We start from the raw sequence: 21,739 nt of genomic DNA, 5'->3' as shown, positions 1-21,739 counted from the left end.
TTGGAGAATATTTGTTTCACTGCCTTGCACATATTGATCACGGCCTAACGACCACCACCATCGGGAGGTAAGCAATGGCCTTCATCGCGTTTACGAAGGTGATCGATTTTACGACATTGACCGCCGAGCAGCGAAGACAACTCAAGAGCATTCTTGGAAAGCGCGAGAAGCAGCTCAAGAAGGCAATCAAGGATGTCGAGAGCGCCCTTAGCAAACTTGAACGAACAGGTGGCAAGTCCGGAAAGCGGGCGAAGGGCAGGCGTTGATCGGACGCTGATCAATTTACGTCAGGCATGATGTTGAGCGGTGTTGGTCAACAGCTGCCACGCTTTGGCTCATCTTTCATTCCTGAAACTGAGCGTAGTTCGTCCACGAGATTTCTCGCGTCTGTCAGATCGGGTGTATCCCGACCTTCGGTGAACCAAGTGTATATAGGCTCTAAGAGGGACCAAGCCTCGAAATATCTGCCTTCGTTACTCCAATGCCGCGCGAGACAGATCGAGGCACGCAACTCCCACCAGCGAGCTTGTTGTTGCCGCGCAATCGCCACGGCTCGCTGCAGTGCGGCCTCTGCCTGGTCACGCCTGCCGAGTTTTAGGTTGATGTTGCCCCGAAGACGATACAACTCGGCCTCAAAGAATCTCTCCCCTGTTGTTTCGGCCAGCTGGACGCCTTCGTCCAGCAGGCGCAGTCCAACTTCAAGCTCTCCGAGCTGGGCATGAGCGAAGGCGAGATGGCCCAAATAGAGAGTGCGGCGGCACCGTTCAGAGTTTTGGTAAGTTGCCGTCAAAGCGCCGCGCATCAGTTCGATCCCGACTTGAAGATCCCCTCCTTGGGCTAATAGCGCTCCGCGGAAAAAACGTGCTCTTCGTTCAATTGCCGCAAATTCATGCTCGATGCTGAGCGATATCGCTTCGTCGGCGTGAGCCAAAGCGCGCTTTGCGTCGCCGCCGATTGTGCCCAGAACGACTATGTTCCCCAGGGCCAGGGCCGTCGTAAAGCTTTGTTCCCTCGTTCGAGCAAGAGTTTCAGTACGCTCGACGATTGTTGTAGACTGTTTAGGATAGCCAAGGACCAATAGCGTCGTCGAGAGCCACGCTAGGCTGTTCACCGCGTCATCGACTCCGAAGCGGCGATAGGTCGATATCGTGGCTGGATTGGTTGAGCACAGTGCGAGGGCGCGATCGAGGTGTTCGCGTGCGTCGGCGAAGGCACCCGTGAGATGCAATGATTGTCCAATAAAGCGCGTGGCTAGGACGGCCACGCCGGGATGATCATGCTCTGCGGCCAACGCGAGGCCGTACCGGGCATCCTCCAGCGCTGAGCTATACTCCGCGCGCACACTGTGGGCTAGGTAGCTGCCCCACAGGATCGTCATCCGTTCTTCTAGRCTGACACTTTCGCCTAGCAGCGTGCGAGCCCGTGAGAAGACCCGCGACGTTTCAGCCGCGGCATCGCCCTCAGTTGCGGCGACTGCAGGACCAAGGGCCAGATAGAAATCCAGTTCTTTGCGATCGCGTTGCGGCGAGCTGAGCAGTTGCTGGGTCAGCTCCATTCCTCTCGTGAGATGTTTTACAGCCTCGGCATTGGAGGAGCGCCCGAGCGCGCGCTTTCCGGCCTTGAGCCAATAGTCCGTAGCCTTCTCAAGCATGCCGGCTTCGGTGAAATGGTGCGCAAGGATTTCAGGGTCGTTCACGACGGCATCCTGGAAGCCTTCCTCTAGCACGCGCGCTATTTGCGCATGGAGTTGCCGCCGCCGTGTCTTCAGCAGGCTCTGATAAGCCGCATCCCTCACCAATGCGTGTTTGAAGCTATAAATGGCATCCGGCAGGTCACCTTCGCGGAAAATAAGCCCGGCCTCCTCGAGTTCGGAGAGGGAATGCTGCAACCGTGTTTCCTCTCGAGCGACCACAGCCCGCATCAAGGAATAAGAAAATTCGCGACCGATGGTGGCGCCAATCTGGGCGATCTCCTTCACCGAATGCAGGCGGTCGAGCCGCGCCATCAGGGAGTCGTGAAGGGTTTCCGGGATGGCAAAGGGCGGTAACGGTCCCCCGAGCTGATAGCGATCCTGGCATTCGATCAGAATGCCAGCTTCGAGGACAGCCTTGGTGAGTTCCTCCACGAAGAGCGGATTTCCGTCAGTCTTTGTTACGATCTGCTTCATCACGTCGATCGGAAGCGCTCGGCCATTGGCCACCTGCGTGGCAACACCTTTGACATCATCTGGGTTGAGCCGTCCGAGGACCAGGCTTCCGACATTCGCAAGACCGGTCCAGGGAGGCTCGAACTCTGGTCGAAAGGTAACCAGCGCAAGGATAGACAACTGTCGGGCTCGCTCTACGATGAGGTCGAGCAATTCGAGGGTGGTGTCGTCGGCCCACTGAACATCTTCGATGAGCAACAGGATGGGCTGTTTGCGAGAACGGCTCTCGAATTGATCGAGCAGCGCGGCAAGTGTGCGGCGACGCTGCTGGGCGGGGCTTAGCTGCGGTTTTGGATAACGGCTCGCGAATGGGATCGATAGCAGCTCAGCAAAAAGTGGTACTACCGTCTGAACTTGCGGTGCGCTCAACGAGAGGAGTGCCTCCAGCTTGTCAAGCCGCGTCTCGACGGGATCGTCCGCCTTAAATCCGGCACTCCTTTCCAACTGCTCGACCACGGGATGAAGTGCGCTGTTGGCGTGGTAAGGCGAGCACTGATAACGGAAATGCACGTGTGGTTGATGCTTAGCTGCACGTTCAGCCAGAGCCGCTGCTAAGCGCGATTTCCCGATACCCGGCTCGCCTGAGATGAGAACGATCTGGCCTTCGCCCGTGCGAGCCAAACGTTGACGTTCCAACAAGAACTCCAACTCGGAATCGCGGCCGATGACAGGGGCGAGTTCTGTCGGACGCACCGCCTCAAAGCGGCTCTCGGAAGCCGAGACGCCCTGGACGGCCCACGCGCTCACCGGCTCGCTAATGCCTTTGAGGTGGTGGGCGCCAAGGTCGCGAAGACTAAAGATATCGCCAAGGAGACGACGGGTGGAGTCTGCGACGACCACGGTGTTCGGCTCGACCAAGGCTTGCACGCGAGCCGCGATATTGGGAGCGCCCCCAACCACGGAGTGCTCCCGAAGTTTGCCTTCGCCGCCCAGGTCACCGACTACCACCATGCCGGTAGCGATACCGATACGCACCGCGAGCGGTTCTCCAGCGCGGGTTTCAAGCCGTGCGACAGCAGCAATGATATCGAGCGCAGCTCTTACAGTTCGTTCGGGATCGTCCTCGTGCGCAATGGGATAGCCGAAATACGCAAGAATGCCGTCTCCGCGAAAGTCGGCGAGAAAGCCGTCATAGGAGCGCGTGATACGAGCACAAGCAGCGTGATAGGCATCGATGACGGCGCCCATATCTTCCGGGTCAAGGCGTGCCGTCAGGGCGGTCGAATCGACCAAGTCACAGATCATTACCGTGAGGTGGCGCCGTTCCGCGTATTGCGCAATTGCAGCATTCACGACAGTGGAGGGAAGGCTGGAGGGAAGCGCACTGATCGCATTCACGAGGCGTTTCCGGTCGCCGAGTGGGATGCCAACCTTTTCGAAGTCAACTTCTGTCAATTGCGGCAACACATCGCAATCTATGGCGTTCGCGATGAACAGGGACTCATGTCGTCCTAGGCCCAAACTTTTCAGCCAAGTCCCGATTTCCATGGCAGGACCCTTGTGTGTACGAACAGCTTCAGCGCATCAGAGCCGAATATTTGCTCGTCCTACTTAATTCTATTGGAAGCCATTCAAACGAACAGTTCGGCATGACCGCACCGACAATAGCATGCTGTCGGGTCCGGACATGTGAACAGCCTCGCAATTCGCAGCATCCAAATACCTGCGGAAACGTGCGAGCGCTTCCGGTTCGCGATGATGGTTGCGACCTGGGCGGCCCGTGAAATTGAGCGGACGATACGTCCGTGAAGCCAGGCCCGCCGGCTCACGCGGGCGGCCTACTTCGCGATCCGATATTTCCTGGCCGCCTTGCGCCTTGGTGGTGTATCCGGCGTACGCTGCTTTCCGAGGTCTCAAACAGAGGCAGGAGATAATGTCGGCTACAGAAATCCTAAAGAGCGCGCTCGCGCTAGCCCTTTCTACTGCGGCGACAACAACGACGCTCGCAACCGCCCAAGAAGCGACATTTTCAGAAGGCGAGCGACTTGGCCTTGCGGCGTGTTTGTCCAAATGCCCCGATAACGACAAGGCGTGCAACAATCGATGTATCTCGAGTTCTCAAACCAAGGGCCGTGTGTGGGGCGACGATGTGCGCGCTTGCATTAGGGGTTGCCGGGTAGGCACCCAAATGAAAGATCAGATATTTGGTTGTATAACGGGCTGCCGTCTTGATCGGATCGTCCGATAGAAGCGCGGTGGTAGCGTCGACACAAGCCGCTAGGGATTGCGGTACCGAAACGCAGGCGGCCCAAGCAGCAACCCGCCGGTTCACGCTGGCGGGCTGAGCGTCTCTCGCAATGCCCTAGTAGGCGCGGCGGCCGTGCCGCCGATAAGCTGCGGGGTTTTCCACGCCCGCGAAGTATGGATTAATGGCGCACTCTGCGGCGCGGCCCGATGCCGAAGCATTGCACTGAGGCAGCGATGTGTAGCTGCAATCGTAATAGTTGGCCCCCGCGCGGTAAACGTGCAGGCAAACCGGAAAGGCCGGATTATACGTCTGAGCTGCCGCCGGCTCTGTTGATGCCATCCCGATTGCCAAAATCGCCAAGGCCGGAGTACGCATTGGAACCTCCATTCGGACATTGAGAACGCGCGCGAAGCTCCACGAGCCAGTACTTCGATCGTACCCCGCGGAGGTCGCGACTGCGCCTGACGATCGCTACCAGCCCGCTGGTCACGCTGGCGGGCCGTCCCTTCTAAACTTCATTGCGATCGGTTCCGTTCCCGATCTGGAACTATACTGCTTTGGGCACAAGTGGACAGAACTGATTGCCGGTTTTTCCTATGCTCATGACCACCTGGCGACCCCATTACCGCCAAGGTAGCCTCCAAACGGCCCCGGCAACTTAGTCTTTTGCTGGGGCCGCTTTTGCGCTGGTGTCGATCAGCCGGACATAGGTCCCGCTCTCGTGCAGCTCGAGCCAGCCCTTCTCAACTGCATGCTTGATGCCGGCGCCGAACTCCAACCCGGTGGCCTTGAGCGTGTAGAGAAACGGAGCATTGAGCTTTTCGATGTGAATGCGACCGTCCTGGACAGCTTCAATGGTCTTCGCGAGCTCGACCAGTTTGCGGGCGGCGGCTTCAGGAGCGGCAAAGGCACGTTCGGCGGCGAGTTTCATGCAGATCGACTACCCGATTCTTCGTCCCCAGGCCGTACTGCTTCACCCGCACTTGTGGTTTTTGGCGTGCAGCGCGGTTCGGTCGCCGGTCATCTCACCGACGTAGTCGTCAATGGCGCTCATCAGCTTCTCGCGGTCGGCACGGCGATCCTTCCTGCCAAAGATGAGGTAGTGGCGAAGCCGGCCGAGTTCGGCCAGGTCGGCTGCTACCGCCTCGGCCCGCACTTCTTCCGCGCGCTGACGCATGCGCTCTTGGTGCCAAGCTCTCGCCGCCGCTCTGTTCTCTGCCTTGGTCATGACGCCATCGAACCGCGGCGCAGGCGAGAGTCAAATTATCGATTCCTAGCGGCGCGGAATGCTCGCGAGCTACTGCCGGTCGTGGGTGTGGATAGATGCGCGACGCCATCGCTGTGATTCAAGGACCGTCTTGTCGCTCCTTCGATGCATCGCGTCGAAACACGACAGTCCATCGCGACGTCGGAAAGCTGATGAGATCGGCGGCGGCATCAGTGTTGGGATCGGGCGTCGCCTCGTCCGAACTGCGACAAATCGACTCGATCTCACCGCGACGCTTACGGCGCCACCAAGCGACGATTGTACGTTCGATTGTGCGCTGAAGCGAAAACCACGAGCTAACTAATTGATTTTGTTGATGTTTTGGCGGAAGGGGTGGGATTCGAACCCACGGTACCCTTGCGGGCACGCCGGTTTTCAAGACCGGTGCCTTAAACCACTCGGCCACCCTTCCGGACAGAGAATGGTTGTCGCTTAACGCAGTCGACCGCGCAAGGCAACGCGAAGTTCGCGCTTGCGGGGGAAAACCAAGTCCGATGGGGAAACAGGCCGGGAAGGGCGAAGCTCGGCTTCGTCGAGCAGTCGTTCGGCGCGGATTCGCTCACGGTGGGGCTCGGCTTCGTCCCACGACGACTGGAATGCACGCTGGGCTCAATCGCGCAGCGCTTGATGACCGGACACGTCCGATGGCCGGCGCAGAGCTTGAGCAACACACTCGTGCTCGCATCCGCCTCATCCGCCTCATCCGCACGACGCATGGCCAGATCTGTCGTTTCGATAAAGGTTGTATGAAATAGATCACGCAACCCCGAAAAATATTCGCGCTTGCTTCGACGTTGAAGGTGCGTGTCTACGTGACATCACCCAAAAGTTGTGATTAGTCTCCGGCCGCCTTCTTCGTCTTGCTGTCCGGGGGCTGGAATGGACACCGAAGCATTGACCGTTGCTTATGCGCGCGTGAAGGCGATCCTGGATGAAGCTGCCGGCGATAGCACCGCTGATTATGGTGGCGCTGGACGGTTTTGGGATAAGGGCGCACAGGCGTTGGAGGCGGCCGAGATCTTCGGCATCAAGATGGTTGCTCCAGTGCCGGATGCTGCATCCCGCCGCATGCGCGCAGCGACGCGTCCGGATTGATCAAGGGATTGCGCGGTGAAGCACCGTTCGACGGTGGCCGGTTCCCGGCGCTGCCATGGGGCGGCAAGCGCGTCGCGCCCGCTGACGTCGACCGCATTGCCGACTGGATCGATGCCGGTTGCCCGGATGATGCGACCAGCGTCGCAGTCGAGCTTGCGCCTGGCAAGCCGGCGAAGACCGCGACGGTGAAGGTGAGCGAGATCGCCGAGTTTGCGGTCGCTGCCGACGGCTATTCGCCGGCCGCGGATGCCGGCGAGCCCCGGCGGCGCATGAACATCGACTGCATGAGCGAGCCGCAGCTCGAACGGCTGCGCCGCGGCTTCCGCCGGCTTTACGATCTCGACCACTGGCCGGAAGACCGGCGCAACTACAACAACCAGGCGCTGATCCACCAGAACCATTGCCAGCACGGCTGGGAGCGCTTCCTGCCCTGGCACCGCGCCTATCTCTACGAGTTCGAACAGAACCTTCAGGACTTCGAGCCCGGGCTGATGCTCCCGTACTGGGACTTCACGATGCCGGAGTACCGGCCGGAGGAGCCGGACAAGGGCCGCATCATTCCGAATTCGATGAAGGCCTATCTCACCGAGGAGGCGGCTGAGACGCTGTTGGCGGCGCTCGACCCGGCGCCGACGGCGGCGCAGAAGAAGGCGATCCTGGCGCTCGCGCATGACCGCGTCACCTTCACCTCACAGCACAGCTTCTTCTGCTATGTCATCAGCAACATCGGCTATGCGGCCGTCACGCCGGATCCTGACAATGCAACCGCCAGCGCTTCATCGACGCGCTGCTTCAGTCGAACTCGCTCTGGTATCCGCTGCGCTATCCGGCCGAATATCCCAAGGGACAGACGATCAACCAGGCAATCAACTATCATTACCCGTCGGCCGACGACATCGCCCAGATCCTGAGCCTCAACAATTTCCGCGACTTCGGCGGCGGCAGCATCTACGACGCGGCGTTCGGGTTCCTCGACCAGAATCCGCACAACACCATGCACATCTGGACCGGTGGGCAGAATCCGGATGCAGGGCAGGCGACCTATGTCTGCAAAGATGCCCCGACCGCGGCGGCTGCGTCGCAATCCGACGCCGAGACCACACGTCTGCGCGCGCTCGCCAAGCGCCGCAACGATGCCGTACAGGTCGGCGGGCGCCGTTTCCACGCCCGCCCGGATCTCTATTCGCAGCCGGGCTCCGGCGACATGTTCAGCAACCTGACGGCCTCCTACGATCCCGTGTTCTGGCCGATCCACGTCAATATCGATCGGATCTGGTGGGAGTGGCAGAAGCTCAATCCGAATGCGCTGCCGGCCGATCTCGATTCCGTGCTGTCGCCGTGGAACTACACCATCCGCGACACGCTCGACATCGCGCCGTTCGGCTACGAATACGTCCGCAGCTCGCATTTCATGCCGGTCGGCCTCGAGGCGCCGGTCAGCCGCTTCGTGTCGCAGCCGATCAACGTGCCGCAGGCCGCGCGCAGTTTCAAACGCGCGGAGATCCGCCTGCATCAGGTGCCGCAATTGATGCGCTCCTGCTTCGTGCGCGCCTTCCTGAACGAACCCGGGGCCGACGCCTCGACGCCGATCAAGGGCAATCCGCACTACGCCGGCTACATCTCGATCTTCGGACATGGGGCCTGCTACGGCGGTCCCGGCCATTGCGATATCCCGCCGCCGCAGCCGCGGCGCTTCGACCAGCGCGGGCGCAGCCACAATATGCCGCGCGTCCATCGCATCGACGTCACGGCCGCCGCCAGGCAGGCGCTCAAGAAGAAGGGCCCGCTGCAGATCACGCTGGTCGTGATCGGCGGCGACTACCAGGAGGAGAGGGAGCTTCTGAAGCTGGAAGGCGTGTCGATCAGTTTCCTGGATTGAGAAAGCGGCGGGGAAGTCATGGCGACGTATCGAATCCATCCGGGCATCGGCATCGCGCGCCTGGGCAACAGCGACAGCGAATTCTACCTCGCGCCGGAGACGCCCGCGGCGATGCCGCTCGCCTGCGACAGTTTCGGCAATCCCGTGCACGGCCCCGACGGGGTCACACCTGTTCCGGTCAAGACCTTCAAGGATGCGCAGGGCCGCGTGAAGCGCCAGGCCGCGCGCTTCCAGATCTTCGTCTATGACGAGGAGTCCCCGGAAGGCAGGCCGCTGGCGCTCGGCGATGCCGTGGAGGGCGGCGGCAATCATGGTGTGCTCGTCGACATCCAGTGGCGCGTCTATGTCGCCAACAAGAAAGCCTCCTGGTACCCGTTCACCGAGCTCAAGGGCGAGCATGGCTACGCCCCCGGCAGTGCGCGCCGCAACGCCGACATCACCGGCCAGGACCGCGACCTGCTCATCATCGATCCCGGCCCGCGCAGCGTGAATGCGACCACCAACCGGCGCGCGCATTTCGATCGCTCGGGCGGCCCCGGCGGCTATGCCACCACGTTCCCGCCCAGGGGCCTCCAGCCGTTCGACATCGACACGCTGGGCGAGATGATGACCGACAACAAGGGCCGCCTGGTCGTGCTCGGCGGTCACGGCAATTCGGGCATGGACGTCAACGGCAGCTTCGGTCCGAAGATCGAGGACTATGCCAACACCGACGGCTGGTACGACGACATCTCCGATGGGCCGGTGATGGCGCGGCTGATCATGTATTCGAAGCAGGTCGGCCAGACCCGCTACATCGACGTCGAGTTTCCGGCCTGGGTCGTGGTCGGCTACCCGCGCTTCGTCCCTGAGATCCTCGACATGATCACGATGGACGAGGTGCTGTACGATCTCTATGTGCGCCAGTTCGCCACCGATACCGGCATCTATGGGACGCTCGGCACCTATGACGATCCGCAGCAGATCCCGTTCCGCGACGAGGCGGCGCTGCGTCATTGGCAGGCCGGCCGTCTTGCCTGGAATCGCAACTACCGGCCGTGGTTCTATCGCGACATCTGGCCGATCCTGTTCCGGCCGGATGAATTCAGATATCTGAACGATATCCTTCAGCAATCGAACTATCCGCACGATCAGGCGCAGCGCGGCACGTTCGATCCCGACAAATTATCGAAGACCCCGAAACGCGCGACGCGGCCGACGGCGACGGCAACACCGTCGGATGCACCGTTGCGCGATGCCAGTCAGGGCGAAGCGGTCATGGCGGTGGCGGCGGTCGCAGGTCCGCCCCACTCTTCCAAGGCCGACGATCCCTACGGACCGATGCGCCGCTTCCTGTTCGATTTGTTGCGCCGTACGGGCGAGGCCAATTCGTTCCAGGTGCAGGACCGGGCATCGTCGCGCGTCCATTCGCTGCCGCTGATGCCATTGTTGTGCGGCGACAATCCGCTGACCAACGAGACGCCGTCGAAGTTCCTTCATCTCACCCAGTACCAGCTCTTCATCCTCGGCCAATGGGCGCGCGGCTGGTTCATCAACGAGAAGGAGGAGGGCTGGCTGCCCGAAGGCTATTCACCCTTCGCGCCTTATCCGAAGACACCGCCGAAGACCGGCCGCGAGCTCGACCGCGGCGTGCTCAGCAACGTGCTCGGCGGCGCCTTTTGTCCGGGCGCCGAGCTCGGCTGGGTGATGCGCAACCCTTCGATCTACTGGGCGCCGTATCGCATCAACGCCGATCGCAGCGTCTCGGATTTCCTGCAGAGCGCCGCCCAGGCCAATCAGGACCACGGCACCGTGATTGCCGACCCGACCTTCAACGTCAACTCGCCGCTCAGCCAGGACAACGACTTCAAGACCGGTCTTCAGCCGGGGGACCTCACCAAATATATGGGTCTGCCCTGGCAGTCCGATTTCAACGAGTGCACCACGCAGCCGATCAACATCACCTACGCCGACTGGAACAATCTGTGGCCCGACAGCGACAATGACGATCGCTTGCGGCGCGACGAGAAGACCTGGACCACGCTGTGGTGGCCGGCGCATCGACCGTTGCAGTCGTTCGAGATTGCCTCGGTCTCGAACGGAAAGCCCAATTACGTCTGGACCACGTGGAGCCGCGGCGTCCCGCAAACGCCGGTCGGCGACCTCAAGATGGTCACCGAGTGGTCGCTGCTCGGTTTCATCGTGCGCAATCCCTACGAGCCGGCCGTCAAGCCCGCCGACAGTTATCAAGGGCCCAAATACATCAGCGTCGAGCGAACAACCGGGTCGAGGCCCGATCCCAAAAGCGAGGCATCATGAGCGACAATGCATTCGTCGGACATTGGACCTATCGCAGCCTGCTCAACGATCCCGACGTCAACACGGCCTTCAACAATCTCGAATTCGGCCGCGGCACGATCGAGATCGTGGACGGGCCGATGCAACTCTTGACCGGCACGATCGGCGGCCCGGGCTGGTCGCTCGCGCTGAAGGGATCGCGCGCCTATGGATCGCCGATGCAGGTGCGTTTCCAGGGCACCGGCGTCGTCGGCGGCGAGGAATGGATCTACGATTATTGGGGCTCGCTGGTGCCGGCCTGGCCCAATGGCGTCGACCAGCGTCCGGCCATCGTCGGCTCAGTGATCCGGACCATCCCGCATAGCGGCGGTTCGCCCGGCACGGTGGCGCCGGCCGGCGTGGTTGCCTCGTTCTACGCAGTCCGGGCCGACTGACCTTGGCCGCGTTCGACATCATCGTTGCAGGCGTAGGTCCAGCCGGGGCGGCCGCTTCCCGCGCGCTTGCGATGTGCGCGCCGGAGCTTCGGGTGGCCGTGATCGCGCCATCCGAGCGGCGCGGGCGAGGCGAAGGACGAGGCCAAGGACGAGGCGAGGTCTTGTCACCGCTGGTCCAGCCGGTGCTGCGGCAGCTCGGTCTGTGGCCGACTTTCCTGGCGCAGGGCTTTGCGCCGTCGCACCGCACGCTCACCTCCTGGGACCAGGCCGGCCTGACGTCGAGCGAATTGCTGCTGGAGGCGCGCGGACCGTCATGGCGCGTTGACCGCCGGGCGTTCGATGGCTGGCTCACGGCGGCGGGTTGCCGCGCGGCCGAGCGCGTCGACGCGAAGGTCTGTCATCTCGCGCGCGAGGCGGCGGACGGCTGGTCGGTCGTTTGCGACGACGGCGACAGCCATTCGGCCCGGCTGATCATCGATGCGACGGGCCGCGCCCGCGCACTCGCCGATCGCCAGGGGTCGCGGGCGAAAGCGCAGGACCGCCTGATTGCGGCCTATGCCGAGGCGACGACATCGGGACCAGCGACACCGGAACTGCTCGTCGAGGCCTTTGAAGACGGCTGGTGGTACACGATGGCACTCGACCAGGGCAGGCGCGCCTTTGCGTGCATGACCGATGCCGATCTCGCGCGTGGCCTCAGGCTGAACACGCCGGACGGCTGGCGCAGAGCTCTCGCCAGGACGCAATTCGTCTCGGCGCTCGCGAGCAAGATCATTCGGCTCGAACAACCCCGCTTGATCCCTGCGGGCAGCCGGTACGCCGCAACGACTGCCGGCTTCCATTTCCTCTGCGCAGGCGATGCCGCAAGCGCTTTTGATCCGATCTCGGGTCATGGCGTGGTCAAGGCCATGCGCTCGGGCGTGTTCGCCGCCTACGCCGCCAGCGATTGCCTCGCGCGCGGTGATGCGGCCGCTCTAGATCGCTACGGCGCGTGGATCGCGCGCGAAGCTGCGGCCTACGCGACGACGCTAAGCGAACACTACGGCAGTGTCTCGCGCTGGCCCGAGCGCCCGTTCTGGCGGCGCCGGCGTGCCGACGCGCCTTCACGCAATCCTTCGAGCAGTCTTCTGGAACAGTAGGGCGGACAACATGATGAAGAGCTTCGCGCGAATTGGTCTTGTCATCGCCGCGCTGGGACCGAGCCTTCCAGCATTCGCGGCGCCGGTTCCCCGTGCTTTCGAACCGCCGCCGACGCTGCCCGGACAGGGCAATGTCGTGGCCCTGGAGGCCGGCGTGGCGCCGGCCGTTGGCGGTTGCCGGCCGCAAGGATCGATCTCGCGCAGCGGCTCGATCGTCTCGGTGGTGCTCAACTTCGTGCGCGGCCGCTTCTTCATCAACAACCCGGATCCGACCGATCCGCAACCGGATGGCCTCGACCCCGTCGAGCTGCGCTCCTATGGCGGCTGCAAGTCGGGCCCGGCGATCTTCGTCAAACCCGGCGATACGCTGCGCGTCGACCTGATCAACCAGCTCGCGAAGGACGACCCGAGCTGTTTGCCCAATCCTCCGGAGGGGCTGGGCTTGCCGGCGTTGGTCGGGTGCTTCAACACCACCAACCTGCACACGCACGGCCTGCACGTTTCGCCTGCCGGCAACAGCGACAACGTGCTGCTCAACATCGCCCCGCAGACGAAGTTTCCGTATGAGATCAACATCCCCAACGACCATCCGGCGGGGACGTTCTGGTATCACGCCCACCGTCATGGCTCGACGGCAGTGCAGGTGGCGAGCGGCGCCTCGGGCGTGCTGGTCGTCAAGGGCGAGCGTCCCTATACGCCACCGTCGCCGCAGAACCCGAAGCCGATTGCCGATATCGACACGGTCCTGCATGACGTCAACGGCGCCCCGTTCAAGGAGCAGCTCTTCCTGTTTCAGCAGATCGCCTATGCCTGCTTCGCCAACCAGCCGAACCAGCCCGGCGGCCCGTGGCAACAGATCTACACCACGCAGGGACTCTACAACGCCAGCAGTCCGGCAAATATCGCCAACGCGCCGTGGACGTGCCCGCTGGCGACGTCAGGCAATCCGGTAAGCCCCGGCGTCGTCGAGAACTTTGGCTTGCAACTGGACTCATCGTCGATCTGGGACACCAATGGCCGCTTCACCAGCGTCAATGGCATCGTGCAGCCGACGCTCACCGTGCCGGCGGGCGAGATCCAGCGCTGGCGCTTCGTGCATGCCGGCATTCATGACACGATCAACATTCAGCTCGTGCGGGCTACGCCGGTCGGCACAACCAACCTGATCGCGACCTCGGCGCTGAGCGGCAACCGCCAGCAGCAGAAGGCCGATCTTCTGGCCGCCTGCAACGCCTCGACGGGCACACTGATCCCGCAGTTCGAGATCGCATCCGACGGTCTGACCCGGACCAAATTGCGCACCGTGCACGCCTCGCAGGTCGGCGGCGTGCTCGAATCGAACTACATGCAGCCCGGCTATCGGAGCGACGTCCTCGTCGTATTCCCCACGGACGGGGACTATTGCCTGCTCAACCAGGCGGCGCCGAAGGCTGAGCGCGTGTCCAACGGCAATGGCGGCGGGCAGGGGCCGACGACGCCGCAATTGCTGGCCTATGTCCATGTGCGCGGAGGGCAGCCCGTGACGGGGGACCTGCAGGCCTATGTCGGCAAGGCGCTGTACGATGCCAATCCGACGCTGCCGGACGCCGTTCGCACCGGGCTGCGTGACGGCGATCTGCGGCCGTGGGCGCCATTCGAAAACCTTGCGCCGCCGGCTGCCGGCAGCCAGCAGCAGCAGGCGGCCTTCGCGATCAACTTCCCGGCCTTCACGGTCAACAACGCCTCGTACGATCCCGACGTGGTGAACTTCACGCGCGAGGTCAACACCACGGACGACTGGATGCTGTCCGCGCAAGGCGAGCCGCACATCTTCCATATCCACGTCAATCCGTTCCAGGTGATCGACGTCACCACCACCAACACCAACGGTCAGCAGATCTCGATCTACAATCCCGACGGCACCTGCAAACCTGACATCGTGTATGCCGACAAGCAGCAACTGGCCAACCAGTATTGCGGCATGTGGCACACATTCCGCGACACGATCATCGTCGAGAACAACTATCAGATCCGCGTCAGGACGCGGTACGACCGCTACATCGGCGAGTATGTCCTGCATTGCCACATCCTGGACCACGAGGACGCGGGCATGATGGCCAACATCGCGATCGTTCCCGACCTCAACGCGCCGGGCGGCGGCCTCGGGATGGCGGGGATGCGCCATGCCAAGCAGCCGACGGCAACACCCGCGGCGACGCCCGTAGGCCACAAACATTGATCGTCAATGGAAGCAGGGAGGATTACGCGCGATGAAGATCGGCATTCCCGTCTACGACGGCGTCGACATGCTCGACGTCGCCGGACCCTTCGAAATGTTCGACTGGGCGGATTTCGACGTCGAGGTCGTCGCTGAAAAGCCGGGAATGAAACGGTTTCGCAACCGGGGATTTCCGTTCGAGGTCGCAAAATCCTTCGCGGAGTGCACCCAATATGATGCCGTCTGGATTCCCGGCGGCGATCCAGTCGCGCTCACCGAGATCATCAACGATCCGCACCGGACCTACGTCCAGTTTCTGACCAGGCAGGCCGCCGGTGCGAAGTACATGTGCTCGGTCTGCGAGGGGGCGATGCTGTTCGCGGCATCGGGTCTTCTCGACGACCACTGGGCGACGACGCACTGGGCTTTCCTGGAATGCTTCCCGACGCTGTTCCCGAAGGTGAAGGTTGCCGACGGACATCCGCGTTTCGTGCTGGATCGCAATCGCCTGACCGGAGCCGGAATATCCGCGGGCCTCGACGAGGCCCTGATGTTGATCACGCTGCTCGGAGGCACGGAGCTGGCGCGTCAGGTTCAGCAAAACACCGAATACTATCCGGATCCGCCCGTGCGCAGCGCGATTCCCGCAGCGCCGCAGTGCCCGCTCACAGGCGTCAAGCCGCCGGGGTCGACGCAATAGGTCCGGCCGACCGAATGCATCATCTAACTATCTGATATGTCGAGACTTCAATCGGCCGCGTCGACTGCCGGGTTCAACTCATGGAACCGTTTCGTTGCTTGCGCGTTGTCTCCGCATGACCGAAGACCTTTCCTTCCGACGCAAACCCCTGACCCCTGAGCAGCGCCAGGCTCGTGATGCCGCACGCCGGATCGAGGCCGAAAAGGCCATGCGCGATCACGAGGAGGCCCAGAAGGCGTTTTACGCCAACAAGGAACGGCTGAGGGCCGAGCGGCTCGCGCGCGAAGCGGCCGAGGCGAAGGGCTGACCGAACGCGGTCGCCGCCCACAATCTTCTGAAGCGATCTCCCAACCGGAGACCGGCCGCTAATGCCGGTTGGACATTCCCGTTGCGCTCAAAGCCAGCTTGAGCGCCTGGACGGCGCCGGCGAACGCGCCGCGGGGCGCTTGCGCCTCGATCGCCTCGGCCGCGATGCGACAATCGTCGGCGACCTTGAGCAACCCGCTTCGCGCGAGATCCATGGTGGAGAGGGCAGCCTGCTCCAGGCAGACCCGTTCAAGCCGTCGAAACTCCCGCAGCTCTTTGTTCATGCGCCAGCTCTCAATGTCCCCCGGCCCATCCGGCGCCGAGTCTGCTTAACGGACGGTAAACATCTCTGCCTAGCCGATTTGGCTGGCGCGGCGCTGGTGCGTGTCGTGCCCACGCCCGGGCTTGCGGCGCACCACCGCGCAGGCTTGACGGCCTCGGCCTTCCGGGAGGAAGATTCAAATGATCCTAAACTGACGAGAACCACGGAGACGTTCGCTCCCAGCCAGTCCGATTCTCCTCAGCGAAAACGCATTGGAGCTGACCATGACCACGTTCGACAAGCGCGAGCAGGGCTTTGAGGCCAAATTCGCCCACGACGAGGAATTCATGTTCAAGGCCACGGCCCGGTCCAACAAGCTGCTCGGGCTCTGGGCCGCGGGCCAGCTCGGGCTCAGCGGCGATGCCGCGGCAAGCTACGCAACGGCGCTGGTGACAGACAATCTGGAGAGCCRGAGCATCGACGATGTCGTGGGCAAGGTGTCTGGCGATCTTGCCGCCAAGGGCGTGGCGCGCGAGCAGGTCGCGCAGAAGCTTCAGGAGTGCCTGCACCAGGCGCTCGCGCAGCTCGAAGCAGGCAAGCAATAAGAAGGCCGGCCGTTGCCCTCACTCGGCGTGCTTGCGCATTCCGGAGTCGCTGAGCCTGTCGACGTAGGCAATGCCGATCGCCGAGGCGATGAAGGTGATGTGGATCAGGACCTGCCACATCACGCCGGTCTCGGTGAAGCCGGCGCGGTTCGAGCCGAGATTGCCGGCCTCGATGAAGGTGCGCAGCAGCGCGATCGAGGAGATGCCGATGATGGCCATGGCGAGCTTGATCTTCAGGACGCTCGCATTGACGTGGCCGAGCCATTCCGGCTCGTCGGGATGACCCTGGAGGTCGAGCCGCGAAACGAAGGTCTCGTAGCCGCCGACGATGACCAYCACGAGCAGGTTGGAGATCATCACGACGTCGATCAGCGCCAGCACGCTCATCATGATCTGCTGTTCGGTGAGGTCGATCGCGTGCCAGGAAAGATGCCAGAGCTCCTTGAGGAACAGCACGATGTAGACGCATTGCGCCACGATCAGTCCGAGATAGAGCGGCAGTTGCAGCCAGCGCGAGCCGAAGATGATCATCGGCAGCAGGCCCAAACGCGGCAACGGCGGGCGGGGTTCGGTGCGCAGTTCGGACTCGGGTCCAGGCTCAACCGACATTCAGGCAGCATCCTCGCGAGCTGAGATGATCTCGCCTTCATGTAACCCGACAAGATGGCCGGTGGAAGACGGCCAAGCCGCTGGTTGCGGCCGGCAGATCGCGCAGTCTCGTGCTACCGTGCCGAACGGCCAAAGAGTCAGGGCTTGAATCGGGAGGCGGGGGTGTCTTGGAGCGGCTTCGGCAAAGGGCTCGGCGGCATCGCGGTCGCCGTCGCAATCGTGGTTGGCGCCGGTGGCGCGGAGGTCTCGGCGACGCCGCTGACGCCGTTTCGCTACGAGGCGCAGGCGCAACGTCATTGCCCGCACGATCAGGTGGTCTGGCTCGATTTCAGGAAAGGCATCTACTACGGCAAGGGCCAGAAGCGGTATGGCCAGGGTTTCTACGGCAGCTTCGTCTGCCTGACCGAGGCCCGCGACAGCCTTTATCGCCGCTCGCTATTGGGCCTGCGCTGAGCAGCGCGTGATTCGGAAGTTTGGGGGACGGCTATTTCCGGTCCGGCAGCTTCACCGGCACGTGCGGGGAGGTGCTGATCACCCGAGGACTTCCGTCGGGATAGGTGCGGTCGCCGCGGATCAGCGATTCCAGAACCAGAAAAAATTTCTCAGCAAGCATTTGCGTCACCCTCGTTGGTGATGGCCTCTTGAAATGAGTCGAGGCGCCGAACGCAGAAATTCAATCAACTAAACGGGAGCAGGGCAATACCGGACAGCGCTGTATGCTGCATCGCGGTGTAGTTGTGGTTAGAAAGAAGGAGACTGGTGGTGGTGCTCAGGCGAAGGCCAGTGCCACCAGGCTCGAGCAGAGAAGAAACAAGCCGCCGGCGGTCAGTGCCAGGAAGCCATCGGATACGAAGTCATGATTGCGCATGGGACACCTGCCGCTCTCGTGTTCGATGCTCGGTCGGATCGATTAAGATTGTCCGAACGTGCCGTCTTGAAAGAGGTGATCCTTGCCGTCCGCGCGAATGCCCTCAGGCCCTCGTGCGGTAACCTTCAAACGCATGGGCCAGGAAGATCCCCGCGCTTACCAGACCCATCAGTGCCGAAACCGTCTCGATCATCGTCAAATTCCAGTTCGCCCCTGCAACCGAGAAAACGCGTGCGGCCTTGCACAGTCAAAAGAATTCCAGTGAGCCACAAGACAATGGGGGTGGAGTGAGGATTTGGCGCAACAGAATGTCCAGGAGTGGCACAGAGCAGGGGGCCTGCGCTCCGTAGATCAACGGGGAGAAGCGAACGCCCCGTTTACCATCCCGGCGTGAACGCTGTGGGCTCCCCATTTCCGCCGTGTTCGGGTTGCGTTATCCTTACTGCTTCCGACGCGGTGGTGGGCCGCCTTGGATTTTGGGACCGGACAGCGCTCCCCCGTAGCCAAAGCGGGTTGGGTATGCCTCCGGCGAAGTGGTATTTGGGGCGCATGGGGATCCGACGGTCAGATTCGGTTTTGCGGGCCGCGCGCGGTGTTGCCGCGGTCGCGACCTGCCTCGCGCTCGCCAATTGCGCCTCCTCGAACAAGTTCGCCAGCCGGGTCGATCCGAAATACGGCGTGTCCTCGAGCCCGCGGGTCGTGGCGTTTGGGGATCCGGTTCCGAAAGGCGGCGGCACCTACCGCGTCGGCRAGCCCTATGTTGTGGGCGGCCGGACCTACGTGCCGGAGGAGGACGTCAACTACCGCGCCGAGGGTATGGCGTCCTGGTACGGCGACGATTTCCACGGCCGCCTGACCGCCAATGGCGAAGTGTTCGACATGACCTCGCTGACAGCGGCGCATCCGACCCTGCCGATGCCGTCCTATGCGCGGGTGACCAATGTCTCGAACGGCAAATCGCTGATCGTGCGCGTCAACGACCGCGGGCCCTATCACGGCAACCGGCTGATCGACGTCTCGAACAAAGCCGCTGAACTCCTTGAATTCAAAGGCAATGGCGTCGCCAAGGTCCGTGTCGAATACGTTGGCCGGGCGCCGCTGGAAGGCTCCGACGATCGCCAACTGATGGCGACCCTGCGCACCGGGATCCCGGCGCCGTCGCCCTCGATGGTGCGGGTTGCCTCGGCAAGGCCCTTCGTGCCGGAGCTTCCGTCGTCGAACCGCGGCGCCATTCGCGGTGAGGTTCCGACGCCGGAGGGGCGGCCCTATAATCTCGGCAACACCTCCGCCGACATGGCGTCGCTCAACGCGACCTCGGAGATGTCGGCCTCGAGCCGCAGCCGCAGCCGGGGCCGGGCGCTCCAGAACGCGCGTGCCGTGTCCTATGACGAGGATGGCCGCTACGCGACCGAGAACGCACCGTCATCGGCCGACGGCGCCGCCGAGGCCCGCAGCATCCTGAGCGGCCGCGGCCTCTACTAAGCAGGTACCAAACCGGCAAATCCGGCGAGCGGCGTAGCGCCGCTGGCCCGTCGTCGCGCCCAGGGATCAGAATGGGATGCGCGCGCGTCCCGTGAACGTCCAGATCTGCGTGTTGCTGCCGATGCCGCCGAGTTCGGCGCCGAAGCCGACCGTGGTGCCACCCGCCAGCCTTGCGCCGATGCCGCCCGTGATGCGGGCTGACCAGCCCTGGAGCAATGGTGTCGAAGCGAGCGGGATGCCGCCCGCAGCAACGATCGCGGCCGCATCGTCCTGCGTGAAGTAATAGTCGGCAAAGACGCCGGCATAGGGCGCCAGCAGCACGCTATCGAGCCACGGTATGGGGTAGGAGACCCTGTTGCCGGCAGACGCGCGGCCGCTCGAGAAGGTGCGGGCCGCCTGCTGGGTGCCGAGCGAGTCGACATAGGCGTTTTCCCGCTCCCAGATCGCGTAGACCTTGGCCGACGGTTCGATATTGAAATTGGCCCAGCTGTAGCTGCCGGTGAAGCCGGTCGCGAATATCCAGCGATTGCCGTTGAAATTGCCTTGCGCCGTGCCGGCGGTGCCGTCATAGCCGATGCCGGAATAGGTCACGGCCACGTCGTAACGCAGCGTCGGGATGATCTTCCAGCCGAGATAGGCGCCGACGGTCCAGCCGTCGCCCTTCAGCTTTCCGTTGATGTCGGTCTGGGTGTAGCTGAAGTTCTCGTAGCCGCCGGTCACACCGACCAGCAAATTGGGTCTCGCCCGGTAGGTCAGTCCGGACAGCAGGTTGATCTGCTGGCCGAAGAGCGTGGCCTGGGTTGCACCCTGACCGATGTTGCCGGACGAGCCCCATTGATCGATGCCGGTGCCGCGCACGTCGATCCAGAACAGCCAGTCCCTCTGCTCCCTGAAGCGCGCAGCCGGTGCTTTGGTCGGAGCCGCCCGATCGATCGCGGCGAAGGCGTCATCGATCCGCGAGGAGCCGCGCCCGCGGCCGCCGGTCCGGCCGGAGCCGCCGTCGCCCGAATAGGCGTTCAAACTTTGAGAACCGGGCTGCTGACCGGATTTGGGCTTGTCGTCCTCATCGCCGTCGGGCGCGGCGGCGAAATTGACGCGCAGCCCGCCCGCGCCTGGCGTGATGTATTGCCCGCCGTCGCTGAACCCTTCGGAAATCGCGGTGTCAATCGAACCGGAGATCGCCTGTCCCGAACTCTGCGCCACGATCTTGGTGACGTTGAGCTGGAGGGCGCGCAGCTTGGCGCTGTCGGCGGGAATGTCGATCGACTGGTTCAGGGCCGGCGAGGTCGAGGCGTTGAAGGCCACACTGCCGTTGTAGGTCACCGTGATGCTGTGATTGCCGACGGCGAGCGCGTCGTGGCAAAGGTGGCGACGCCGGCCGACAGGCTAGACGTGCCGATCGGCGTGCCGCCGTCGTTGAAAGTGACCGTTCCCGTCGGCGTTCCGCCCAAGCTGCTCACCTTGGCCGTGAACGTTACAGACTCGCCGTAGCTGCTCGGATTCTTCGACGAGGTGAGCTCCGTGGTGGTCGTCGCGGACAGATAGGTGAACCTGTCTGCCGCCGAGGTCGGCGACGTCCCTCCGGCCGTCGTCACGGTGACATCGACCGTGCCGGCGCCGGGCGGCGAGGTTGCCGTGATCGACGTTGCCGAATTAACCGTGAAGCTGGTCGCGTTGTTGGCGCCGAACTTCACTGCGGTGGCGCCGCTGAATCCGGTCCCCGTGACCGCCACGGAGGTGCTGCCGATCGCGGATCCGGAGCTCGGTGAGATCGAGCCGACCGTTGGTGCCGGCGTGTAGCTGAATTGGTCCGATGCCGATGTGGCGGACGTTCCGCCTGGCGTCGTCACGGTGACATCGACCGTACCGGCGCCGGCCGGCGAGACCGCGGTGATCGAGGTTGCCGAATTGACCGTGAAGCTCGATGCATTCGTCACCCCGAACTTCACGGCGGTCGCACCGGTGAAATTGGTACCGGTGACGGTCACCGACGTGCCGCCTGCGAGCGGGCCGCCTGTCGGCGAGATCGACGTCACGGTCGGCACGGCGAAATAGGTGAACTGGTCTGCCGCCGATGTGGCCGAGGTGCCGCCCGTGGTCGTCACCCTGACGTCGACGGTACCGGTGCCGGCCTGCGATGTCGCGGTGATCGAGGTTGCGGAGTTGACGGTGAAGCCCGCCGCCGCGGTTGCACCGAACGTCACGGCTGTCGCGCCGGTGAAATT

The 21,739-nt window shown here is 63.0% G+C and carries 22 protein-coding genes and 1 tRNA gene; 13 read left to right on the top strand and 10 right to left on the bottom strand.

The features are described from left to right. Window positions 1–74 precede the first annotated feature (74 nt). The gene (locus AB4Z51_RS26135) at window positions 75–266 is read left to right on the top strand and encodes a hypothetical protein (RefSeq protein ID WP_063983274.1); all 192 of its coding nucleotides are present in this window, start codon (window positions 75–77) and stop codon (window positions 264–266) included. Window positions 267–313: 47 nt separating this feature from the next. On the opposite strand, the gene AB4Z51_RS26130 is transcribed toward AB4Z51_RS26135, so the two are convergent. From AB4Z51_RS26130 to AB4Z51_RS26110, 5 genes are all read right to left on the bottom strand, one after another. After that, window positions 314–3,694 (bottom strand): AAA family ATPase, encoded by a 3,381-nt coding sequence (locus AB4Z51_RS26130; protein ID WP_439036646.1) that lies wholly within the window; start codon window positions 3,692–3,694, stop codon window positions 314–316. Between the two features lie 814 nt (window positions 3,695–4,508). Next, on the bottom strand, window positions 4,509–4,769 hold the full coding sequence (locus AB4Z51_RS26125) for a DUF3551 domain-containing protein (RefSeq protein WP_071917452.1): 261 nt from the start codon (window positions 4,767–4,769) through the stop codon (window positions 4,509–4,511). 283 nt (window positions 4,770–5,052) lie between these two features. Further along, window positions 5,053–5,325, bottom strand: a complete 273-nt coding sequence (locus tag AB4Z51_RS26120) for a hypothetical protein (protein ID WP_063983276.1) — start codon at window positions 5,323–5,325, stop codon at window positions 5,053–5,055. A gap of 42 nt (window positions 5,326–5,367) precedes the next feature. Further along, entirely contained in the window at window positions 5,368–5,622 is a 255-nt protein-coding gene (locus AB4Z51_RS26115) for a hypothetical protein (RefSeq protein WP_038937372.1), read from the bottom strand. 361 nt (window positions 5,623–5,983) lie between these two features. Then, window positions 5,984–6,073, bottom strand: a tRNA-Ser gene (locus AB4Z51_RS26110). Between the two features lie 467 nt (window positions 6,074–6,540). On the opposite strand from AB4Z51_RS26110, the gene AB4Z51_RS26105 reads away from it, so the two are divergent. The 9 genes from AB4Z51_RS26105 (at window position 6,541) to AB4Z51_RS26065 (ending at window position 15,689) form a co-directional block, all read left to right on the top strand. Continuing rightward, the gene (locus AB4Z51_RS26105) at window positions 6,541–6,756 is read left to right on the top strand and encodes a hypothetical protein (RefSeq protein ID WP_441498275.1); all 216 of its coding nucleotides are present in this window, start codon (window positions 6,541–6,543) and stop codon (window positions 6,754–6,756) included. Beyond that, a complete protein-coding gene (locus AB4Z51_RS26100; protein WP_441498274.1) occupies window positions 6,753–7,667 on the top strand; it encodes a tyrosinase family protein in 915 nt (304 codons plus the stop codon). The genes AB4Z51_RS26105 and AB4Z51_RS26100 overlap by 4 nt, the downstream gene beginning before the upstream one ends. Further along, window positions 7,574–8,635 carry a tyrosinase family protein gene (locus tag AB4Z51_RS26095; protein WP_441498286.1) on the top strand — a complete coding sequence of 354 codons (1,062 nt, stop codon included), beginning with the start codon at window positions 7,574–7,576 and terminating at the stop codon, window positions 8,633–8,635. The genes AB4Z51_RS26100 and AB4Z51_RS26095 overlap by 94 nt, the downstream gene beginning before the upstream one ends. Window positions 8,636–8,653: 18 nt before the next feature. Next, window positions 8,654–10,933, top strand: a complete 2,280-nt coding sequence (locus AB4Z51_RS26090) for a LodA/GoxA family CTQ-dependent oxidase (protein WP_439036594.1) — start codon at window positions 8,654–8,656, stop codon at window positions 10,931–10,933. After that, entirely contained in the window at window positions 10,930–11,346 is a 417-nt protein-coding gene (locus AB4Z51_RS26085) for a hypothetical protein (RefSeq protein ID WP_439036593.1), read from the top strand. Before AB4Z51_RS26090 ends, AB4Z51_RS26085 begins: the two co-directional genes overlap by 4 nt. Window positions 11,347–11,507: 161 nt before the next feature. Then, window positions 11,508–12,485: a tryptophan 7-halogenase gene (locus AB4Z51_RS26080; RefSeq protein WP_439036592.1), complete on the top strand. Its 978-nt coding sequence runs from the start codon at window positions 11,508–11,510 to the stop codon at window positions 12,483–12,485. Window positions 12,486–12,495: 10 nt separating this feature from the next. After that, a complete protein-coding gene (locus AB4Z51_RS26075; RefSeq protein WP_439036591.1) occupies window positions 12,496–14,703 on the top strand; it encodes a multicopper oxidase family protein in 2,208 nt (735 codons plus the stop codon). Between the two features lie 31 nt (window positions 14,704–14,734). Beyond that, the gene (locus AB4Z51_RS26070; RefSeq protein ID WP_439036590.1) at window positions 14,735–15,382 is read left to right on the top strand and encodes a DJ-1/PfpI family protein; all 648 of its coding nucleotides are present in this window, start codon (window positions 14,735–14,737) and stop codon (window positions 15,380–15,382) included. Between the two features lie 115 nt (window positions 15,383–15,497). Next, complete coding sequence (locus AB4Z51_RS26065; protein WP_028153368.1) at window positions 15,498–15,689, top strand: hypothetical protein; 192 nt, start codon at window positions 15,498–15,500, stop codon at window positions 15,687–15,689. Window positions 15,690–15,747: 58 nt separating this feature from the next. On the opposite strand, the gene AB4Z51_RS26060 is transcribed toward AB4Z51_RS26065, so the two are convergent. Next, window positions 15,748–15,972, bottom strand: a complete 225-nt coding sequence (locus AB4Z51_RS26060; RefSeq protein ID WP_028153369.1) for a hypothetical protein — start codon at window positions 15,970–15,972, stop codon at window positions 15,748–15,750. A gap of 262 nt (window positions 15,973–16,234) precedes the next feature. Here AB4Z51_RS26060 and AB4Z51_RS26055 point away from each other — a divergent pair, with 262 nt between their 5' ends. After that, entirely contained in the window at window positions 16,235–16,555 is a 321-nt protein-coding gene (locus AB4Z51_RS26055; protein WP_441498273.1) for a DUF1476 domain-containing protein, read from the top strand. Between the two features lie 18 nt (window positions 16,556–16,573). On the opposite strand, the gene AB4Z51_RS26050 is transcribed toward AB4Z51_RS26055, so the two are convergent. Next, window positions 16,574–17,164, bottom strand: a complete 591-nt coding sequence (locus tag AB4Z51_RS26050; RefSeq protein WP_441498272.1) for a TIGR00645 family protein — start codon at window positions 17,162–17,164, stop codon at window positions 16,574–16,576. A gap of 162 nt (window positions 17,165–17,326) precedes the next feature. On the opposite strand from AB4Z51_RS26050, the gene AB4Z51_RS26045 reads away from it, so the two are divergent. Further along, window positions 17,327–17,617, top strand: a complete 291-nt coding sequence (locus AB4Z51_RS26045) for a hypothetical protein (protein ID WP_439036588.1) — start codon at window positions 17,327–17,329, stop codon at window positions 17,615–17,617. Between the two features lie 31 nt (window positions 17,618–17,648). Here AB4Z51_RS26045 and AB4Z51_RS26040 read toward each other — a convergent pair whose 3' ends face one another. Further along, on the bottom strand, window positions 17,649–17,777 hold the full coding sequence (locus tag AB4Z51_RS26040) for a hypothetical protein (protein ID WP_256374848.1): 129 nt from the start codon (window positions 17,775–17,777) through the stop codon (window positions 17,649–17,651). Window positions 17,778–18,581: 804 nt separating this feature from the next. Here AB4Z51_RS26040 and AB4Z51_RS26035 point away from each other — a divergent pair. Then, window positions 18,582–19,514, top strand: a complete 933-nt coding sequence (locus AB4Z51_RS26035) for a septal ring lytic transglycosylase RlpA family protein (protein ID WP_441498271.1) — start codon at window positions 18,582–18,584, stop codon at window positions 19,512–19,514. A gap of 66 nt (window positions 19,515–19,580) precedes the next feature. On the opposite strand, the gene AB4Z51_RS26030 is transcribed toward AB4Z51_RS26035, so the two are convergent. Beyond that, window positions 19,581–20,837 carry an autotransporter outer membrane beta-barrel domain-containing protein gene (locus AB4Z51_RS26030; protein ID WP_441498270.1) on the bottom strand — a complete coding sequence of 419 codons (1,257 nt, stop codon included), beginning with the start codon at window positions 20,835–20,837 and terminating at the stop codon, window positions 19,581–19,583. After that, on the bottom strand, window positions 20,834–21,739 hold a 906-nt coding region (locus AB4Z51_RS26025), incomplete at its 5' end, for an IPT/TIG domain-containing protein (RefSeq protein WP_441498269.1). The genes AB4Z51_RS26030 and AB4Z51_RS26025, both read right to left, overlap by 4 nt.

Origin of the sequence: Bradyrhizobium sp. 2TAF36 (genome assembly GCF_052114925.1) — a bacterium.
GTDB classification, from domain to species: Bacteria; Pseudomonadota; Alphaproteobacteria; order Rhizobiales; family Xanthobacteraceae; genus Bradyrhizobium; species Bradyrhizobium barranii.
This window is presented reverse-complemented; position numbering and strand designations above follow the sequence as displayed.